This is a genomic window from Sorangium sp. So ce394, assembly GCF_051474665.1.
GTDB lineage: Bacteria > Myxococcota_A > Polyangia > Polyangiales > Polyangiaceae > Sorangium > Sorangium cellulosum_D.
This window is the reverse complement of the sequence record NZ_CP150339.1, coordinates 1,359,742-1,377,393: the sequence shown is the minus strand read 5'-3', so window position 1 is coordinate 1,377,393 and position 17,652 is coordinate 1,359,742. Positions and strand designations below refer to the sequence as shown.

At 67.3% G+C, this 17,652-nt stretch carries 15 protein-coding genes; 6 read left to right on the top strand and 9 right to left on the bottom strand.

Going from position 1 to position 17,652, the window contains the following annotated elements; all coding sequences use genetic code 11:
• Positions 1 to 98 precede the first annotated feature (98 nt).
• The 4 genes from WMF33_RS05125 to WMF33_RS05110 all read right to left on the bottom strand — a co-directional run bounded on the left by WMF33_RS05125 (position 99) and on the right by WMF33_RS05110 (position 3,915).
• The gene (locus WMF33_RS05125) at positions 99 to 1,184 is read right to left on the bottom strand and encodes a transposase (protein WP_437336081.1); all 1,086 of its coding nucleotides are present in this window, start codon (positions 1,182 to 1,184) and stop codon (positions 99 to 101) included.
• Between the two features lie 372 nt (positions 1,185 to 1,556).
• Positions 1,557 to 2,168: a type II toxin-antitoxin system PemK/MazF family toxin gene (locus WMF33_RS05120; RefSeq protein ID WP_437336080.1), complete on the bottom strand. Its 612-nt coding sequence runs from the start codon at positions 2,166 to 2,168 to the stop codon at positions 1,557 to 1,559.
• Positions 2,161 to 2,985 (bottom strand): tetratricopeptide repeat protein, encoded by an 825-nt coding sequence (locus tag WMF33_RS05115; RefSeq protein ID WP_437336079.1) that lies wholly within the window; start codon positions 2,983 to 2,985, stop codon positions 2,161 to 2,163. Before WMF33_RS05115 ends, WMF33_RS05120 begins: the two co-directional genes overlap by 8 nt.
• A 363-nt stretch (positions 2,986 to 3,348) precedes the next feature.
• Positions 3,349 to 3,915, bottom strand: coding sequence for an RNA polymerase sigma factor (locus WMF33_RS05110; protein ID WP_437336078.1), 567 nt, complete (start codon positions 3,913 to 3,915; stop codon positions 3,349 to 3,351).
• Between the two features lie 609 nt (positions 3,916 to 4,524).
• On the opposite strand from WMF33_RS05110, the gene WMF33_RS05105 reads away from it, so the two are divergent.
• A complete protein-coding gene (locus WMF33_RS05105; RefSeq protein ID WP_437336077.1) occupies positions 4,525 to 6,168 on the top strand; it encodes an alpha/beta hydrolase family protein in 1,644 nt (547 codons plus the stop codon).
• A 130-nt stretch (positions 6,169 to 6,298) separates the two neighbouring features.
• Here the strand turns inward: WMF33_RS05105 and WMF33_RS05100 are convergent, their stop codons facing one another.
• On the bottom strand, positions 6,299 to 7,186 hold the full coding sequence (locus WMF33_RS05100) for an NmrA family NAD(P)-binding protein (protein ID WP_437336076.1): 888 nt from the start codon (positions 7,184 to 7,186) through the stop codon (positions 6,299 to 6,301).
• A gap of 145 nt (positions 7,187 to 7,331) precedes the next feature.
• Between WMF33_RS05100 and WMF33_RS05095 the strand changes: the two genes are divergently transcribed.
• A complete protein-coding gene (locus WMF33_RS05095) occupies positions 7,332 to 8,264 on the top strand; it encodes an AraC family transcriptional regulator (protein WP_437336075.1) in 933 nt (310 codons plus the stop codon).
• Between the two features lie 73 nt (positions 8,265 to 8,337).
• Here the strand turns inward: WMF33_RS05095 and WMF33_RS05090 are convergent, their stop codons facing one another.
• A complete protein-coding gene (locus WMF33_RS05090) occupies positions 8,338 to 8,949 on the bottom strand; it encodes a hypothetical protein (RefSeq protein ID WP_437336074.1) in 612 nt (203 codons plus the stop codon).
• Between the two features lie 709 nt (positions 8,950 to 9,658).
• Between WMF33_RS05090 and WMF33_RS05085 the strand changes: the two genes are divergently transcribed.
• The 3 genes from WMF33_RS05085 to WMF33_RS05075 all read left to right on the top strand — a co-directional run bounded on the left by WMF33_RS05085 (position 9,659) and on the right by WMF33_RS05075 (position 13,108).
• A complete protein-coding gene (locus WMF33_RS05085; protein ID WP_437336073.1) occupies positions 9,659 to 10,696 on the top strand; it encodes a fatty acid desaturase family protein in 1,038 nt (345 codons plus the stop codon).
• Positions 10,697 to 10,809: 113 nt separating this feature from the next.
• Positions 10,810 to 11,868, top strand: a complete 1,059-nt coding sequence (locus WMF33_RS05080; RefSeq protein WP_437336072.1) for an inosamine-phosphate amidinotransferase 1 — start codon at positions 10,810 to 10,812, stop codon at positions 11,866 to 11,868.
• 64 nt (positions 11,869 to 11,932) lie between these two features.
• Positions 11,933 to 13,108: a trans-sulfuration enzyme family protein gene (locus tag WMF33_RS05075; protein ID WP_437336071.1), complete on the top strand. Its 1,176-nt coding sequence runs from the start codon at positions 11,933 to 11,935 to the stop codon at positions 13,106 to 13,108.
• A 20-nt stretch (positions 13,109 to 13,128) separates the two neighbouring features.
• Here the strand turns inward: WMF33_RS05075 and WMF33_RS05070 are convergent, their stop codons facing one another.
• From WMF33_RS05070 to WMF33_RS05060, 3 genes are all read right to left on the bottom strand, one after another.
• Complete coding sequence (locus WMF33_RS05070; RefSeq protein ID WP_437336070.1) at positions 13,129 to 14,448, bottom strand: pyridoxal phosphate-dependent decarboxylase family protein; 1,320 nt, start codon at positions 14,446 to 14,448, stop codon at positions 13,129 to 13,131.
• A gap of 270 nt (positions 14,449 to 14,718) precedes the next feature.
• Positions 14,719 to 15,243: an SRPBCC family protein gene (locus tag WMF33_RS05065; protein ID WP_437336069.1), complete on the bottom strand. Its 525-nt coding sequence runs from the start codon at positions 15,241 to 15,243 to the stop codon at positions 14,719 to 14,721.
• A complete protein-coding gene (locus WMF33_RS05060; RefSeq protein ID WP_437336068.1) occupies positions 15,230 to 15,586 on the bottom strand; it encodes an ArsR/SmtB family transcription factor in 357 nt (118 codons plus the stop codon). Before WMF33_RS05060 ends, WMF33_RS05065 begins: the two co-directional genes overlap by 14 nt.
• A 660-nt stretch (positions 15,587 to 16,246) precedes the next feature.
• Between WMF33_RS05060 and WMF33_RS05055 the strand changes: the two genes are divergently transcribed.
• Positions 16,247 to 17,590 (top strand): cellulose binding domain-containing protein, encoded by a 1,344-nt coding sequence (locus WMF33_RS05055; protein WP_437336067.1) that lies wholly within the window; start codon positions 16,247 to 16,249, stop codon positions 17,588 to 17,590.
• Positions 17,591 to 17,652: the final 62 nt, after the last annotated feature.

Below are 17,652 nucleotides of genomic sequence, written 5' to 3'. Positions count from 1 at the left end.
TCTACCAGGGGGTTGCTGGCAGGGTGGTGCTGCACTTTGCCCCGAAGTGCAGCACTCGCGCTCAAAGTACAGCACTCTGCGGAAGCGAAGTGCAGCACTCACGACCCCTCCGGGGGATCGAACAGGGACAGCTGGACCGGGCCGCGAGCCGGCTCGGGAGGAGGCGGAGGAACGGCCTGGACCGGGGATGCCGGCGGAGGTGGCGGTGGCTCGCTCTTGCGGCGCTGCTTCAACGCGGGCGTCGGCTCCGTCACGAGGCGCAGGAAGCCCCGGTTGTTCGGGAGCGGCCTCGCAGGCGCGGAGGGCTCGCGATGAGTGAGCGGCTTCGCCTCGGGGGCGGCACCCTCCTCTTCGGCCAGGAGCGTCTCCAGGAGCTCGTCCAGCGTCCACACGTGGTCGGTGATGCCGGCCTGCATCGCGGGCGTGACGCGCAGCGTGCGGATGACGCGGGTCAGGTTGTAGGCCACGTAGTTGAGCGCCACGGCGGCGCGGTGGTGGTCGGCCTTCTTCCAGAAGGCCAGACACAGGCGACGCATGCGGCCGTTGGTGTGGCGCGTGGAGCCGTTCAGGCGCTCCACGTAGGCCGTCGAGGCCTTGGCCGGGTCGGGCGCGCCGTAGACCACCGACTTCGTGATGAACGGGTCGCGGGGCGGCTCGTACCGGTGGTCGTCGCGCCGGCCACGGCTGCCGGAGTTGTAGTTCTTGACCGTCTGCATGTAGTCGATGCTCGTCCCGAAGGACGCGCCGACGGCGGGGATGTACGGCGCGAAGCCGTCGCTGGTCAGCTGCGGCATGACCAGCATGCGGGCCCGCAGGTCGGCGATGAAGGCGTCCGTCGTGGCCTGGTCACGCTTGCCGACACGCCAGGAGATGACCATGCGGCTGGTCGCGTCGATGGCGACGAAGGTGTACGCCTCGCCCACGTCGGGCGGGTCGGCCTCGGTCACGCGCGCCTGCTTCTTCTGGACGAAGGACCAGATCTCGTCGACCTGGACCAGGCTGCACTGCACGTCGCGCACGAGGCGGTCGTGCAGCCGCACCGCGCCGGCACCCAGCTCCAGCAGGAGGCGCGTGATGGTGCGGTGGTTGACCTCGGTCATGCGCTCGACCGCCCGGATGCTGTTGCCATCCAGCAGGGCGGCCAGAACGCGGACGCGCTTCTCCGCCGGGAGCACGTTCGCCACGGGACCCTTGCCTTTCTCCGGCGGAGGGCCCACCGATCCGGTCTGCCAGGACGTCGGGCGGGTCGCTCCGCGCGGCTTCTGCCGCCCTGCCTTCGGGTTCCAGCCGGAGGCGGGGCGTTTTCGTCTAAGGTCCTTCTGATTATAGCGTTTTTGCCCAGGAAAACCGCTCGCAAGCGCGCGGAAGAGGGGGCGCTAGGACAGCGGATGTCATAGCCGAGGTGCCGCGATGCGCGGGGCTCGATGATGCGGCAGGGCGTGGTTGCCAACGAGTTTAGCGCCAAAACAGAAACTAACGCCAAACGATGCCGACACTCACTCCGGCGTTACAAGAACGAGTCATAAGAAAGTGTGCCGCACCGGAGCGCACACTCCCTACTTCGGTGGCTCGCCATTCGGCGACCGAAAAAATGCTACACTTTCGATAGTCGCCGCCGTAGGCGTCACAGGCGTCGCAGCCGCCACGTTCGGCTGTGGGGAAGCATCGACTGCGGCATCGGCAGGCACGCCATCGCCTTCATCGCTATGTGCAGGTGGCCTGTCAGGAAGCTTAATCGGCATCCTCTGTATCGACAGAACAAGTTGCGCGCGCGCCTTGATTTCAGTCAACGTGCTCTTCGACACTTGGCCAAGATATTGATTCAGATCGGTTTTTAAAATCGGCTGAACCAGACTGGTGTAGGCAACGACACGAGGCTTATCGAAGCCGCTCTCGCCTTCAGGCAGAACAAAGTCCCACGGCGCAGCCGCACCAACGCCTGTCGATGAACACGGTACGACCATGATGGTGGCTGGACCTCTGTTCGGCCTACACAGTTCCTCATCCTGGAGCAGGATCACACGGTGGTGCTTGTGCCCCCTCGGCTTGTCGCGGCTATCCGGCCAGTTGAGGACCTCGTCCAAGATAAGATATACGGCCCCCGGCCGCGTACGTGATTGAACCGCGCTGGCCCGCTCCGCTGCGGCCTTCAGGTCGAGCTTACCCATGGTCGCCACCATGCATCACGGCTCGATTGGCACGTAGTCGCAACGGGGTCATCGAGTCAAATACCTCCTGGGCATCGCTGATTGTTTCTGGCAGCGGTTCGACATCATGCGCAAGCTTTGCCAAGATTCGATGGTAGGCAAGTAGCTCGTCCGCACCGTCCATCATTTTTTGGATGGACGCCTGAAGACTGCGTGCACCATGGTACCGAAGGCACCCTTTCAGTTCATCAGGCGCACCTATAATAAAATCAATCGCCCTGGCATCACCCAGAGGCTTGCGCATATCGATAGCTATAGCTCGAGCAAACATCTCGCAGGCTTCGACATGAAGCCCCATGTCGGCGGCGACTGTTGCTACCCGGAAGTGGTCAAACGCTGTGCTTGCCTGCTCAGCGGCATCCTCCAAGGCGTTACGAGCATCATTTATCTGCCCCATACTGGCAAAAATTCCTGACAGGCGCAGCAGAACCATGAAGTCTAAGCCGTCGTTTGCGACCTTCATCACTCGGGCAAGTGCATCGTGCGCGCGACCGAGGTCGGTCAGCGCGGATACGGCGTTCAAATAGGATATCTTGCTCGACATGATCGCATAGGCAGCATTGAAATGTCGCAGCGCCTCGTCGAAAATGCCACGCTCCGCGTAGCAGATCCCGAGAATATGATGAAGAGGCCCTTGCTCAGTCGTCGGCACCTTGGGGATTGTGGCCAGGCAGTCCTTCGCGATCTGGCGAAGCCTGAACGTAGTCGGCGGCCCTGCAAGGCTCGGAGTAAGCTCCGAATTATAGGCACTGGCCTTGGTGGCGGGGGTTGGGCCCATTTGTTCGTTAGACTAGCACGGGTCGGAGCCGAACGATCGCGGATTTTTGTCCGGACAGTACGCGGGCCAACGTGCGAAGAAACTGTTGAATTTCGATGGTTTAGGGTACGAGCTTGCGAAGGATGACAGCGAGCTGCGAACCTGTTCGGATGCGCCGTGCTTCGTGCAGTCAGCTACAGCATCGGGGGTTCTAGTAGTTCTAAATTCATGGAATGAAGGAGTCCTTGTTACTGGCTGCGCCCTAGGGTGGCACCTGATCCAAATGCGACGCAGCCCCGGACGGCATGGCAGCCTTGGCTACCTGGAATGTTCCGTAAAAGGCATGAGGCGAGGCGCGTCAGAAGCAGTTCGTCGGGTGGTCGTTCATCGTCGCCACCTGAGGAGCTTCAGCGCGAGCGCCTCCCTGGCGATCCTGAGCCGCGACGCCGCTGTGCCCGGCTTCATGCCGCGCCGCCGGGCGTACGCCGAGACGCTCTCTGGGTCGTCCACGGAGAGGAGCGCGTCGACCTGCCAGCCCGGCAGGCTCGCCATGGCGTCGAGTACCTCACGCGCCTCGATCTGGGCGTGGAGGTCGATGCCGACGGGCTCGCGGAGCCTGCCGAGAGGCTGCGCATGAAGCACTGCCCGCCGCACCCACGCGCTGCCGAGGTAGTGCCCGGTCTTGCGCCACGCGATGCCGTAGAGCCACGCGCGGAGCGCGTTGCGCGGCTCGGCCTTCGGGTCAGGTCGGTACATGCCGCGCTTCACCGAGCGCCACGCGCCGAGGAGGATGTCCTGCGCAACGTCGTCGCGGTCGCGCTGCGGCACGCCGCTGGAGATGAGCACGGCGACGATGACGCCGCGCTCGGCGAGGATCGCCTGCATCGTCGGCTTCTTCCGGGGATGTTGTGCGGCAGGCGGGCGTCCGGCCCCCTTCCGCGGGCGCCTCATCCGCTCCTCCCGCAGTGGGCGCAGCGGTCCGCCGCCACGGGTGGGCTCAGCAGGCGCTCAACGGTCGTCTCAGCGACGCGAGCGGCCAGCAGGACGAGCGCGGGCGAGCCGCGCCCGATGCCGCAGGCGACGCCGGCCAGCGTGCGCGTGTGCACGCCGCCCATCGCGGCGGAGACGGCGCGCCAGCTGCCCAGGCGAGCCTTGAGCCCGCGCAGGGCAGCGCGGAGACGTCGCGTCTCGTCGGGGGTAAGGGAGAGGGATCGGCTTCGATGGTACGGGCGACGTGTAGGTACACGTCCGCCTTGCCCACCGTCGGGTGGGATCAGGTACAACTGCATCGTCGGACCTCGTTCGTGCGGGGTTCGGCCACGCAGCCCGGAGCGCGCCAACGCTCGCGGGCTGCACTACTTCCGGCCGAACTTAGCCCGTCACGGCGAGTCCGGAGTCAAAGTGCAGCACTCAGATCCAAAGTGCAGCACTACCTCCCGGCAGCCTCCGGTCTGAATTTCAATTCTCCCGGGAGGCTCCCGAAGAGTCGTGTACCATGGCGACGGCCAGCGAGGCGCCGTCCCCGCGCTCCAGCGGGGCGCGCTCACGCTGGAATGACCCATGGAGAAGCGACGCATGCACCACCGCGGAGCGGCGCCCGATGCGGTCGGCGGGGAGCCGACGCCGCGCGCCGGGGAGAACGCGCAGAAGAGCACCCCTCCGGACCTCGCGCGGGACGAGCGCCCGAAGCGCGCCGAGAGCGCCCGCGCGAACGCCCCCGCCGCGCGCTCCCCGCGCCTCCGCTCCTGGATCGCCGCCGCAATCCTGCTGGCCGGTTGCGACCGGACGCCGGACGCGAGCCATGCCGCAGCGCCGAGACAGGGGCCTGTCTCGCGCGCCGTCCCGGGGTGCGGGGCGGCGATCGACGCTCCGGATGCATTTCGGACCGAAGCGACGGAGCGCCAGCAAGAGCACCTGCGCTTGCTCGGCCCCGACGGAGTGACACTCTCGGTCTCCTGTCTGCCCAAGCGCAGCTCGGGGCCGATGACGCTTGTCGAGCTCGCGCAGTGGGTGCTGAGCGACATCGTGAAGCTCGACCGCGCGAACGGCGCCGGGCGGACGAGGCGAACGGACGAGCCGCCGATCGACGGGCGCCCCGTCCTCGCGCTGGAGACCGATACGGACGCCGGCGGCAGGCGCTCCACGCTGCTGTTCACCGAACGGGCGCAGGTATTCTACTGGGTCGAGTACACCGCGCCCGCCTCCTCCTGGGACAAGGGCGCAGAGGGACGGACGACGCTGCTCCGGTCCTTTCGCGTCACCGATCCTGGTGCCGACCGCGGGCCGACACGCTGGTGGCACCCCGAGGTCAAGGAAGATCCCCGGACGCTGGCCGAGGCGCGGGCGGCCTTTCGCACCAAGGTCCGGAAGGGCAGGCCGGAGAAGGCGTTCGATGGGCTGCCCGCGCCCACGCCTCCGCGAGGGACGTTCGAGAAGGTGCACGTCAAGGGGCCGGTCGGGCGCCTGACGGCGTACATCACCCCGGACCCGAAGGACTCGCGGAAACACCCGGCCGTCGTCTGGGCGCACGGCGGGTTCGGCGGCATCGACCGCTGGTTCTGGGAGGCCGCTCCCCGGAGCAATGACCAGTCGGCGCGCGCGTTCCGGGAGGCGGGTATCGTGCTCGCCGTCGGCTCCTGGCGCGCCGAGAACGACAACCCCGGCGACTACGAGCTGTACTACGGCGAGGTCGACGACCTCCTCGCGCTGCGAGATCACGTGGCCAAGCGCCCGTATGTGGACCCGGATCGCATCTACCTCGCCGGCCGTAGCTCCGGGGGCACCCTCGTGCTGCTGGCCGCCGAGAGGAGCGACGGCTTTCGCGCGGCGTTCTCGATCGGCGGGAGCCCGCTCTTCCGGGATCCAGCGAGCTACGATCCATACGGCGGGGTGCCGTTCGATCCGACGGACGCCACCGAGATCCTCCTCCGCTCGGCCGCGCCGTTCGTCCGGTCCATCCGGCGTCCAACCTTCTACTTCGAGGGGAGCGGCTCAAGCCATGTAGGGCTCGCGCAGTGGATGGCCGACCGAGCGGCTCAGGCAGGCGTCCCGTTCCAGGCCTTCACCGCGATGCAGGCCGATCATTTCTCCATCCTCGCCCCGCTCACGGAGCTGCTCGCGAAGAAGATCGTCGCCGACACCGGCGCTGCGGCGAATATCGGCTTCACCCAGGAGGAGATCGATCGTCTTCGCGTGGCGGAGTGAGGGCGTGCGCGGGCAAACCGCCAGGATCCGCCGTCGTGGTGACGTATAGGGGTGCGGCGGCCCTCGGCTGGGCGAGCGCGCTGGGACGTCGGTGGGCTCGCCGCGCGGCGAGCGCCGCCGCGGGCGGCCTTCAGCGCGACGCGACGGGGATGCGCGCGGCGCCCCCTGCGTCGAGCCACGCCGCGAGCGTCTTCAGCCCCGGGTGAAGCGCGCGGAGCGAGGGGATGTCGACGTCGACGCGGAGCTTGATCGCGGCCTCGACGACGCGCTCGATCAAGGGGTTCTGGCGCAGCGCCTCGGCCGGAACGGTCGCATACGCGAGCGGCCGCCCCGTCGCGCGCCCGAGCGCGGCCGCCACCTCCTCGCCCGTGAGCACGTCGCCCGCGAGCTCGAGCGTCTGGCCCGCGAAGGCGTCCGGCGCCGCGAAGACCGCGGCCGCGATCGCGCCGATGTCGTCGGCCGCGATGAAGGGGATACGATGCCGCGGCGGGTAGAGGAACGTGAACGCGCCCGGCGTCGCGTAGAACTGCGGCTGGGTGAGCAGCTCGAAGAAGGCGCCGGGGCGCAGGAGGGTGAACGGCACGTCGAGCGAGCGGACGTACGCCTCGATCTGCCACTTGCTCTCGAAGTGGCCGACGCCCGTGCCCGGCACGAGGCCGGCCATCGAGGTGTAGACGAGGTGCCGGACCCCCGCCGCGCGCGCGGCGTCGGCGACGTTCTTGCCGAAGCGCAGCTCGTCGTCCGAGGTGACGCCGTACTGTGGCTGCCCCTCGCTCGGCTGCACGCTGAAGACGGCATCGGCCCCGCGGGCCGCGGCCTCGAGCGAGGCGCGATCGCCGAGGTCGCCGCCCACGACGTCGGCCCCGAGCCGGCGCAGCGCCGCGGCGGGCTCGCCGCTCGGGTCCCTGACGAGCGCCCGGACGCGAACGCCGCGCGAGAGCAGCGCTCGCGCGGCGCCGCCGCCCTGCTGTCCCGTGGCGCCCGTGACGAGGACGAGCCTCTCCTTGTTCGTTGTCATGACGAGCTCTCCCTTCGCAGGTGGGTCGCGGGCCCGCGGCGCCCCGGCGCCGGCCGCCCGCGCACGTCACGATAAGGGCTCGATAACGGACGGACAGCGCTGTAGCGTCCATAAAAATGGTTCGATCGTCCAGCAGAGAGGACGCATGGACATCCTGACGGAGACGCTGCGCAGCGTGCAGCTGCGGAGCCAGATCTACGGGCGGCTCGAGATGAAGGCGCCCTGGGGCATGCGGGTCGACGGGCACGACGTGACGACCTTTTACGCGCTCTCGCGGGGCGGGTGCGTGCTCGACGTGGGCGGGCGCCGGCTGACGCTGGCGCCCGGCGATGTCGTCTTCCTGCGCGCCCGGCTCGCGCACGCGCTGCGCGATCGCCCCGGCTCGCGCGCCGTCTCGGCCGAGGAGGTGTACGCCCAGCGCGGGGGCCGCTGCGGCGGCACCGTGCACTACGGCGGCGAGGGGGCGCCGACGACGATCGTCGCCGGCGGCCTCCACTTCACCGACGCGCGCCTGAACCCGCTCGTCGCGAGCCTCCCCGAGCTGATTCACGTGAAGGGCGACGGCGGCGTCGCGACTCGATGGCTGGAGTCCACGCTGCAGTTCGTCGCCGCCGAGATGGACGCGGAGCTGCCCGGCTACGAGCTGGTCGCGGGCCGCCTGGCCGACGTGCTGTTCGTGCAGGCGCTGCGCACCCACGTCGCGGGCGTCACGTGCGAGGAGGCGGGGTGGCTGCGGGCCCTCTGGGATCCGACGCTCGGCGTCGCCTTGCAGCGGATGCACGAGCGGCCCGCCGACCCGTGGACCGTCGAGGCGCTCGCGCGCGCCGCGGGCGTGTCGCGCTCGGCGTTCGCCGCCCGCTTCAAAGGGGTGCTCGGCCTCGCGCCGCTCGAGTACCTGACGCGCTGGCGCATGCACCGCGCCGCCGACATGCTCGCCGACGAGGCCGCGAGCACCGCGGCGGTGGCGACCGCGGTGGGCTACGACACCGACGGCGCGTTCGTGAAGGCGTTCAAGCGCCACATGGGCGAGACCCCGGGCGCCTACCGGCGCAAGGCGCGCGCCCGGGAGAGCCGCTAGCGCTGCCCGCCAGGCGTCCGGCCAGGGGCGTTCAAGGCGCCCGCCCGGCGGCCGCGCCGGGTGCGCCCGCGCCTCAGCTGCCGTCGAGGTGCCACGCGAGGCGAGGATCCGCCGCGCATGCGGACTGGACGAAATCCGCCATGAAGGCCGCGCTCTGAGCAGGCCAGACCGTGCCGAGCTCGTAGGGGACGCCGCCAATCTCGATCGCCAGTCCACTTCCGTGAAAGAGGCCGCTCAGCAACACGACCTTGGATGCTGCGTTCGTGATGACGGCGATTACCGGATAGCCCCGGCGGTGGGCATGGAGGACGCACGCGGCCATCAGGAGCCGGGTGAGCTGCTTGGCCCGGTGGGGCTTCTCCAGGTAGAGCCAATCGACCTCGACGAGATCCTCGCGCCGGAGGTCGGTCCGCCCCGTCAGAGCGCGCACGTCGATACGCTGCCACACGTCACGGATCACCCTCTCGAAGACGAAGGGGGCGCTGGAGGCGTGCATGATGCTCATCATCCCGACGGCGCGCCTCGAGCTCCCATCCACCGCCTCGACGAGGATGAAGTCGCTGCGGTCGTAGTCGGACTCGACGAGCTCCAGAGGATCCTCGATCTCCGCCATGAACTGTCCCTGCAAGCAACGAATGGCCGGCTTGTCGGACTGGACTGCCAGCCGGATGATGTACTGTGTCATGTTGCCCCTTGTGCGACGAGAAAATCCAAACAGCAAGTCGGTCGGACAGGTTCACAGCAAGAGCTGTGCCCGCGGGATCCGTGGCGACTTACCAGAGCGGCCGGACCGGGATCGTTGGCCTCCGGGACGGGTAGTGGACAACTTTGCCCAGAGCGAGTCCACATGAAGGCGGGAAGGCGGGAAGGCGGGAAGATCATCAAGGTTTTCTTCCCGCCTTCCCGCCTTCATGTTCGAATTCGACCACGACTCCGGGACGGGTCGCGATCGGCTGCGGGGCGGTCGCCCTCCCCGGGCGCGAGCGCGGAAATGGATGAGCGCGCAGCTACGCCTGCTCGGCGATAGCGCGCAGCCAGGGCTCCTCGCCGGGCACGTGTAACATGAGACATGGCACGCGGCGCGTGGCACGTGACCTGTGCCACGTCTCATGTTACACGTGCCCTCCCCTCGCCGCCGCGTCGAGATCGGGCCGTTGCTCGATCGGCGGCATCACGGCGCGGCACGAGGTGAGGCCGCCCTCCCTCGAACGCCTCGGCGTGCGCGCTGAGCGGCGATGTTCGCCGCGCGCTGCGGGGCGCGAGCGGTCTCTCCAGCGAAGATACGCCCCGTCCCTATCCGCATGTCCGGCCCAGCTGGGGGCGTCACGCAGGCGACGAGATGGGCCCTCCCCCAGACGGCACGGCCTGGCACATGCATTGCAAATCCTACGTCGATGACCGTCGATGACCGCCAGGAGAATGCAGCCTTGGGAACAACGGCGAGCTCGATCAAGAGACACAAGTTCTCGAAAGACATCCTCAAAGACGTCAGGGCCTGCTACACGGCGGACAACTGGCATGGCCCCCTGGAGATCGTCAGGCACTGGCTGTTCATTTCATTGTGGGTTTGGTTTTCATGCTGGTCGTGGCGGCATCTCCCTCTGGCGGCGGGCGCCGCGTCGTACCTCGTCGCGATCTTCTTCATAGGCGGGCGGCAGCGCGCGCTCGCGGGCGTGCTCCATCAGGCCTGCCACGGCACGCTCATGTCGAACACCAAGATAGGCTCCATCATCGGAGCGGCGCTCGCGGGACATCCTGTGCTTCAGAGCTACACTGGATACCGCCTTTCCCACGTGGTCAACCATCACGGTCGTTTCGGCGATCCCCGGCGAGATCCCGACTACCTCCAGTACCAGCGCGTCGGGCTGTGCGGGCCAAACCTCCAGCGAGCAAAGCTGCGCGACTATTTGATGAGCCTGGCTGGCCCACGCTCGACGTTGTCGTACATCGCGTACCTGATTCGACACAGGATCTTGCACAGGGAAGAAGCGAGCTGGGAGCGCTACGTCAGGCTCGTCGGCCTCCTGACCATCGTCGCCGCCGCCGCGGCCACGGGGTGGCTCGGGGCGCTCGCGGCGTACTGGATAGTCCCGCTCGTCACCACGCAGGTCTGGATAGGGGCTGTCGCAGAGCTGCTGGAGCATTATCCGCTGATCGAGACCGCGTCGCGCGTCGATATATGCATGACGTGGAACCGAGATTACGGACCAGCCGAGCGGCTCCTGCTCGGAGAGGAGGAGGGCGAAGGATACCATCTGGTCCATCACCTCTTCCCCAGGGTCCCCCTCTGGCGCTTGAAGGAAGCGCACACCATCTTGAGGAGGGATCCTGCGTACGCCGAGCTGAAGCGTCCGAAGGGCCTGGCCGCGCTCTCCACGGTCTTCGCGTCGCTGCCCGGGCCGGAGATGGAGAGATCCGTCGCGAGCGCCTGACCAGGCGGGCGACCGGGCGCTCGGCTCGAGCCGGCGACGCGAGGACGCGCAGGCAGCGCGGCCGGCGAGCGCTCAACAACGATGACAACCTTTACAGGATCGAGAGCAGGAACATGCTTACGAACACGAGAATCAGCGTTGAAGTGCACAACGAGTGGGATCCGCTGGAAGAGGTGATCGTCGGCAGCGCGAAGTTCGCACAGCTGCCCTATTTCGACCACGGGATGAACGCGATCGAGCCCAGCACGCGGCACATCCTCGAGTCGGCCCAGGACCGAAGGTTCCCGGCCAGGGTGATCGAGGAGACAGAAGATGATCTCGAGCGCTTCATCGAGATCCTGGACAGGCTGGGCATCGTCGTCCAGAGGCCGAAGCCGATCGACTTCCCTGGCCTCGTCCGAACGCCGTTCTGGGAATCCGAATACTACTTTCCGTACTGCCCGCGAGACGTCCTGCTCGCGATCGGCGACACGGTCATCGAGTCACCGAACCCGTTCCGATCGCGGTACTTCGAGTCCATGGCCTACCGTGACATCATCGTCGGCTACTTGAGGCACGGCTCTCGCTGGCTCTCGGCGCCGAAGCCGTCGCTGAGGGATGAGCTCTACGAGACCAGCAACCCCGCTCAGCCGACCCTGCGAGAGATAGAGCCCGCCTTCGACGCTGCCAACGTGCTCCGCCTCGGGCGCGACATCATCTACCTCGTGTCATCCACCGGCAACGAGCTGGGCGCACGGTGGCTGCAGAGCGCGCTCGGGCCGGAGTACCGCGTCCATCCCTGCCGCGATCTCTATTGCGGCTCGCATATCGACACCACCCTGGCCCCCATACGTCCTGGCCTCGTGCTGATCAATCCAGAGCGCGTCAACAAGGACAACCTCCCGGCTCCGCTCAGGGGGTGGGAGGTCATCGAAGCTCCCGAGATGGAGGTCGTTCGCTACTCGGATCTCGCGCCGAGCGCGTCGATCTGGCTGGGGATCAACCTGCTGATGCTCAGCCCGCACCTGGCCGTCGTGGACGCAGATCAGACGCGCCTGATCCGCCTGCTCGAACGGCACCGCGTGGAGGTGATCCCGCTGCGGCTGCGCCACGGCCGCACCCTCGGCGGGGGCTTCCACTGCGTCACGCTGGACGTCCGACGTCGAGGGAAGCTGGAATCGTATTGCGAATGAAGCACCTCATCTATCGACCAGGGAGCGCCGAGCGGCGATCGCCGCGGGCTCCTACGAGGTTCTGGTGAAAAGCAGCTCTAGGCTCCTCCTTACGAAGCCGGTCGCCGCGGAGAATGTGCCGGTAGTTCAGCCGATCTATCAGACCACGCTCTTCCGCATGCCGAGCTACGATGCCGCTGTCGGCGCGGAGCATGCGACGCGGCCGAGCTCTTACTACACGCGCTGGGGCAACCCGACGGTCAGCTTCCTGGAGAAGCAGCTGGCGTCGCTCGCCGAGACGGAGACCGCGATCGCCTTCCCTTCGGGCATGTCGGCGATCACGACCGCGCTGCTCGCCCTCAACGACCCTGGCGACACGCTCGCGGTGTCGACCCGCATCTACGGCGACAGCCTCAGGTTCTGCGCCGAAGAGATGCGACGCTTCGGCTACGAGGTTCGCTTCTTCGTGCCCGAGGAGACGGAGCAGCTCGAGGAGCTGCTCCGACACGGCTGCCGATCGGTGTACTTCGAGACGCTGAGCAATCCAGAGCTCATCTTGCCGGACTGCAAGCAGATTTGCCGGCTGGCCTCTCGGTACGGGGCGACGAGCATCTGCGACGCGACGTTCACCCCTCCCGGGGTCCTGGAGACCTCGACCCTGGGAGCCGATGTCGTGGTCCATAGCCTGACGAAGTACTTGAGCGGCCACTTCGCCGTCCACGGCGGCGCCGCTATGTGCTCGGACGCGCTCGCCGAGAAGATCTGGCGCAAGCAGACGCTGTATGGCTCTTGTATGGATCCGCACGCGGCCTGGCTCGTCTCCGAGGGTCTCAAGACGATTCATGTGCGCGTGGCGCAACAAAACGCGAGCGCCGCCCGCATCGCCGAGTTCCTGGAGATGCATCCCCGGGTCACGTCGGTTCGGTATCCGCGCCTGCCGTCGCATCCGCAGCACGACCGGGCGCGCGAGCTCCTCGGCGGCGGCGGGGGCGTCATCTCCTTCTCCGTGGCGGGTCCTGCGAGCAACATCGCGCGGCTCCTGGAGGCGCCCCAGCTCATCGGGCTCTCGGTGAGCCTGGGAGGGATCTATAGCGTCATCGAGCACGCCCAATCGATGTCGCACTCGATGGTCCAGGATGCCGGTGGGGAGGCCTCGGAAGGGAGCAGGCCGGCCGACGATCTCTTCCGCCTGTCGGTCGGGCTGGAAGACGCGGACGACCTGATCGCGGATCTCGCGCAAGCCCTCGCGAGGCTGAGCTGAGGCGCGGCCGTCAGGCCCGGTCAGCGAGGAGCGTCCTTCATCGCGTCGAGCACCCTCTCGATGTCGGCATGCGTCTTCCGCGGGTCGATGATGACGATCCGCACGGCCGGTTCGCCCTGGAACGTCGTGGGGACGACGAACCCCGCGCCGGAGGCGATCAGGTGGGCCGACCAGGCATCGTAGTCCGCCGCGGACCAGCCGCGGCGGCGGAACACGAGGACGCTCAGCTCGGGTTCGATGAGCAGCTCCAGGAACGGCCTCGCGCGGATCGCCTCTGCCGCCTGCTGCGTCAGCGCCAGCGTCGTCTCGATCGCCTCGGAGTACGCGTCCGTCCCGTGAACGGCGAGCGAGAACCAGAACGGCAGCCCGCGAGCGCGCCGGCTCAGCTGCAACGCGTAGTCCGCGGGATTCCAATCGGCGCCGTCGTTGATGGGATCCAGGTAGGCCGCCGATTGGTTGTGCGCCGCCCTCGCCTGGGCCGGGTCGCGGTAGATGAGCGCGCAGCAGTCGTAGGGCGCGAAGAGCCATTTGTGTGGATTGACGGTGAAGCTGTCGGCCATCTCGATCCCGGCGAAGGCCGCTCGCTTGCTCGGCGCGGCCAGCGCCGCGAGCCCGTAGGCTCCGTCGACGTGCAGCCATGCGCCCCGTTCGCGGCAGACCTGCGCGACACCGGAGAGATCATCGATCAGGCCCAGGTTCGTTCCTCCTGCCGACGCGACCACCGCGAAGAGCCCATCGTCCCCCTGCGCCTCGAGCGCTCCCCGGAGGGTCGTGCTCGTCATGCGGTGGCGGCCATCGACGGGGACCTCGATCAGATCGACGTCCATGATGCGCGCCGCCTGCTTGATCGACGAGTGGCCGTCGGTCGACGCCGCCAGCTTCCAGCGGGCCGGCCGTGCCCCATGGCGCCGCACGAGCGCTGCATGTCGCGCCGCATGGAGCGCCGAGAGGGTGCCCAGCGTCCCGCCGGGCACGAAGGTGCCCCCGGCCGCCGCGGGGAAGCCGGCGAGGTCGGCGATCCAGCGCAAGGCCTCGTTCTCGGCGTAGACGGCGCCCGCAGCTTCGAGCCAGCTGGCCGCGCAGAGCCCGGCTCCGCTCACGACGAGGTCGAAGAGCACCGACGCCTCCGTCGGCGCATGGGGGATGAACGCGAAGTACCGGGGGTGATCGGCCGCGACCGTCGCCGGCGCCAGCTCGTCGACCCAGCGCCGCAGCGCCTCCTTTCCCCCGAGGCCCGCTCTCGTGATCGTCTCCCCGGCCCGCTGCGCCAGCACCTCCGGCGCCACCGGGCCGCCGAGCGGCCAAGCGTCCCGATTGCGGCGCAATACGAGGTCGATCACTTGACGCGCCAAGTGCTCCGATTCGTCCGTCGAGCCATGCAAGGTCTTCGTCATTGCGATAGAAAGCAGGTGAACCCCAGCGGCGCTGGAGAATTCCATAGTTCTTATCCATCGGGAGATGGATGCCGTACGAGATCATCCTCGAACGGGCGCCTCGTTCCCGCTCCGAAGGTGATCTTTGCGATGCCACGAGAGGCTAGAGCGCTGCAAATCGAGACGCAAGCGCCGCGCAGGATTTATCCCTAAGCATCTCAGGACGAATGCGTGGCTTCAGGACGATCGCGCCGTCGTACCGAGCGTGACGAGGAGCTCATCGAGCTGCTCGAACGTCTCGCCCATCCCGCTGTACGCGCCCGAGGCCAGGGCGGCGTCGCGCGCTTGCTTCGATCGATAGAGCTCGTGCAGCACCTGCAGCGTCTTGCCGCCTCTCTCCTCGAGGGTCACGGTCGTGACGGCGCCATCGTCGCCCGCTTCGTCGTTCGTCCACACGATGCGCGAATGCGGTGTCACTTCGAGGTACGTGCCGAAGAACGCCATCGGCTGCGCGGCATCGTGACCAAAGACCAGGCGGTAGCTGCCGCCGGCGCGAATATCCGCTTCGTAGGAAAGTAGAGGCACGGGCATCGACTTCGGTATCCACCACCGCCTGAACAGCTCCGGCGTGGTCCACGCCTGGAACACGATGCGCGCCGGGGCATCGAAGGTCCGTGTGACGACGATCTCGCGATCGGACTTCGGTTCCACCGTCGTGCGATTGCTCGTCAATTTGGGCTCACTCTCTTTACTTGCGTCCATCGACGTTCTCCTTTCGCTTCAGCTCCTCGATGACCTTGTCCAGCTCGTCGAAGCGCGCGGCCCAGATCTGGCGGTACCTCTCGATCCACGCCGTCTCTTCGTCGAGCCCCCGCGGGCCGAGCTTGCAGGTACGCACGCGGCCGACCTTCTCGGTGGTGACGAGCCCGGCCCGCTCGAGGACGCCGACGTGCTTCTTCATGCCCGTGAGGGTCATGTGAAACGTCTCGGCGAGGTCCGTGATCGAAGCGTCGGCTCGTCCGAGCTGCTCCAGAACGCCGCGCCGGGTCGCGTCGGAAAGCGCGGCGAAGGACGCATCGAGGCGGGCACTCGAAAACTGAACCATGTGGTTCAGTATCTAACGCGCGAGTCGGCGTCGTGCAAGAGGAGATCGAGCGCGTGCTCCGTCGCGAGCCGACTTTGCTTCAGAGATTTGCGACCAGTTGCAGTGACAGCGGAATGCGGCTCGGCGCCGCCACCCCGCCCCGCCGGGCCAACGCGCCCCCCGCCGCGGGGGTACGGGGCCAGCAGGCGGTTGGACTACCTGATCCCCCCTGCATCCGACGCCACAGAGCCAGGTGCGCTACGACCTCATCATTTTCCCGCTGTAGTTTCGTAGGGCCCCTCGTTCGCGCTGCAGCCGCTTTGGCTTTGACTCCGTTCCGTGGAATAGCGGCTACCGACTGCGGGCGCGCCGGGGGCGCGCCGCCGCGGCACGTTCCGGGTCGCTCATGGCGAGATGAATCCATTGCATGGGGTCTATGATGCCATTTCATTAGAATCACGCCCTCCGGTGAGCCATGAATATGGAGCATACGAGCCGCTCGCGGCCTCACCCTTTCGCCTTGCCGCGCTACGCTTCCTCGCGCTGCGATCCGGCTCGATTTGCCTACGCGTCGAGACTCGAATGGCGCTGAGAGTCTGAAACGAAGAACCCGGGTTCGGTCGGCCTGCTCACTGCGCGTGAGCTCACCAAAAGTGTGTGTCGACCGAAGTAGGAGCGACGATGCAACGAGTCACGGTTTCGATGATGTCGGCCTTCTCTTCTTCATTGTACCTCGCGGCACCGCTGGTTCTCCTCGCGTGCGGTGCGGACGCATCCGGCGAGGCGGACGTCGTCTCGGAGGCGCATGCGCTCGCAGACGGCGGGCATTGCGCAGCCGGTTTGCTGCAGAATCCGGAGACGCAGCGGTGCGCGCCGATCGCCGATCGCCGCGCTGAAGCGCAGCGTGCCGCCGCGCGGAGGCCGGAGCGGCTGCCGCCGAATCTCAAGGCGATGCGCGGTACGGCGGACGGCGCGCCGCGCGCGGCGCGCTCGCGCGAGATCGTCCCCGACCACGTGCCGGGCGGGCTCGGCGCGGGCGTGAGTTACAAGAGCGGCGCGCTGCCCGTAACCGAATCATCGACGCTCTACACGCACATGATCGTGTATCCGGAGGGTCTCGGCTTCGACGTACCGGCGGACTTGTTCACGACGGCCACGAATCGCACGGAGAAAACCGTCGAGGTCGTCGGCTGGTACCGCGAGGCCAGCGTGCATCACATCGGCGTTTTCGACTGGTCGTGCTCGGCGACCGATCCGTGCGCGGGCGGTCAGACCGTGCCCTCCTGGATCTGGACGCGACCATTCAGCGACAACACCTGCCAGCTCACGCAAATGGCGGACGGCGCCGGCGTGAACCACGAGACGCTGTACTACGCCAATACCACCGTCTCCACCGCGAGCGGCTGGGAGAACCGCGTTTTGTTCTGGAATTATTGCACGAGTCAGTGGGATCTCGAGTACGTGCACGCGTTCACGGGTCCGCAACAAGACTGCAGCGTGACCGGTTGCGGCTGGTGGGGCCCGATCGTCGAAAACTTTTCTCCGCTCGAGGATCAGCCGTTCCCGCAGCTCGGCTTCATCGACACGAGCCTCGTTCACGACGGCGTGACGAGCCTTTTGCCGCCGAGCGAGACGGACTTCAACGGCCCGCCTTCGAATTGGGACCTGTGTTTCATCGATCCGAATACGTCCTGGACGACGAGCCAGATCCCGTGCGGCGCGAGCACGACGCCGTGGACCGCGACGCTCACCGTGACCAGCAATTGGAACACGGGCTATTGCGCGAGTGTCGCGGTTCACAACGGCGGCACGACCGCGATCTCCACTTGGTCCGTGTCGCTCGCGATGAACCAATCCACGCTAACGAGCAGCCACAGCGCGAACTTTCAGGCGGCTTCCGCCGGTCAGTATCAGGTCACTCCGCTGAGTTGGAATGCGAACCTCGCGCCCGGAGCCACGACCTCGTTCGGCTTCTGCGCGAACAAGACCGGCACAAACTACACGCCAACCGCCACCACGCCCTGAGCGCCGTGAAGCATCTCCGCTCGGCGCAGCGGAATCCTCGATGATCACTCGTCCCGGCACGG

Excerpts from the sequence above, each read along its gene's own strand:
- WMF33_RS05080 (WP_437336072.1), top strand. The coding sequence starts at position 10,810 with ATGCTTACGAACACGAGAATCAGCGTTGAAGTGCACAACGAGTGGGAT.
- WMF33_RS05090 (WP_437336074.1), bottom strand. The coding sequence starts at position 8,949 with ATGACACAGTACATCATCCGGCTGGCAGTCCAGTCCGACAAGCCGGCC.
- WMF33_RS05095 (WP_437336075.1), top strand. The coding sequence starts at position 7,332 with ATGGACATCCTGACGGAGACGCTGCGCAGCGTGCAGCTGCGGAGCCAG.
- WMF33_RS05100 (WP_437336076.1), bottom strand. The coding sequence starts at position 7,186 with ATGACAACGAACAAGGAGAGGCTCGTCCTCGTCACGGGCGCCACGGGA.
- WMF33_RS05105 (WP_437336077.1), top strand. The coding sequence starts at position 4,525 with ATGGAGAAGCGACGCATGCACCACCGCGGAGCGGCGCCCGATGCGGTC.
- WMF33_RS05110 (WP_437336078.1), bottom strand. The coding sequence starts at position 3,915 with ATGAGGCGCCCGCGGAAGGGGGCCGGACGCCCGCCTGCCGCACAACAT.
- WMF33_RS05085 (WP_437336073.1), top strand. The coding sequence starts at position 9,659 with ATGACCGTCGATGACCGCCAGGAGAATGCAGCCTTGGGAACAACGGCG.
- WMF33_RS05120 (WP_437336080.1), bottom strand. The coding sequence starts at position 2,168 with ATGGGTAAGCTCGACCTGAAGGCCGCAGCGGAGCGGGCCAGCGCGGTT.
- WMF33_RS05060 (WP_437336068.1), bottom strand. The coding sequence starts at position 15,586 with ATGGTTCAGTTTTCGAGTGCCCGCCTCGATGCGTCCTTCGCCGCGCTT.
- WMF33_RS05065 (WP_437336069.1), bottom strand. The coding sequence starts at position 15,243 with ATGGACGCAAGTAAAGAGAGTGAGCCCAAATTGACGAGCAATCGCACG.
- WMF33_RS05115 (WP_437336079.1), bottom strand. The coding sequence starts at position 2,985 with ATGGGCCCAACCCCCGCCACCAAGGCCAGTGCCTATAATTCGGAGCTT.
- WMF33_RS05055 (WP_437336067.1), top strand. The coding sequence starts at position 16,247 with ATGCAACGAGTCACGGTTTCGATGATGTCGGCCTTCTCTTCTTCATTG.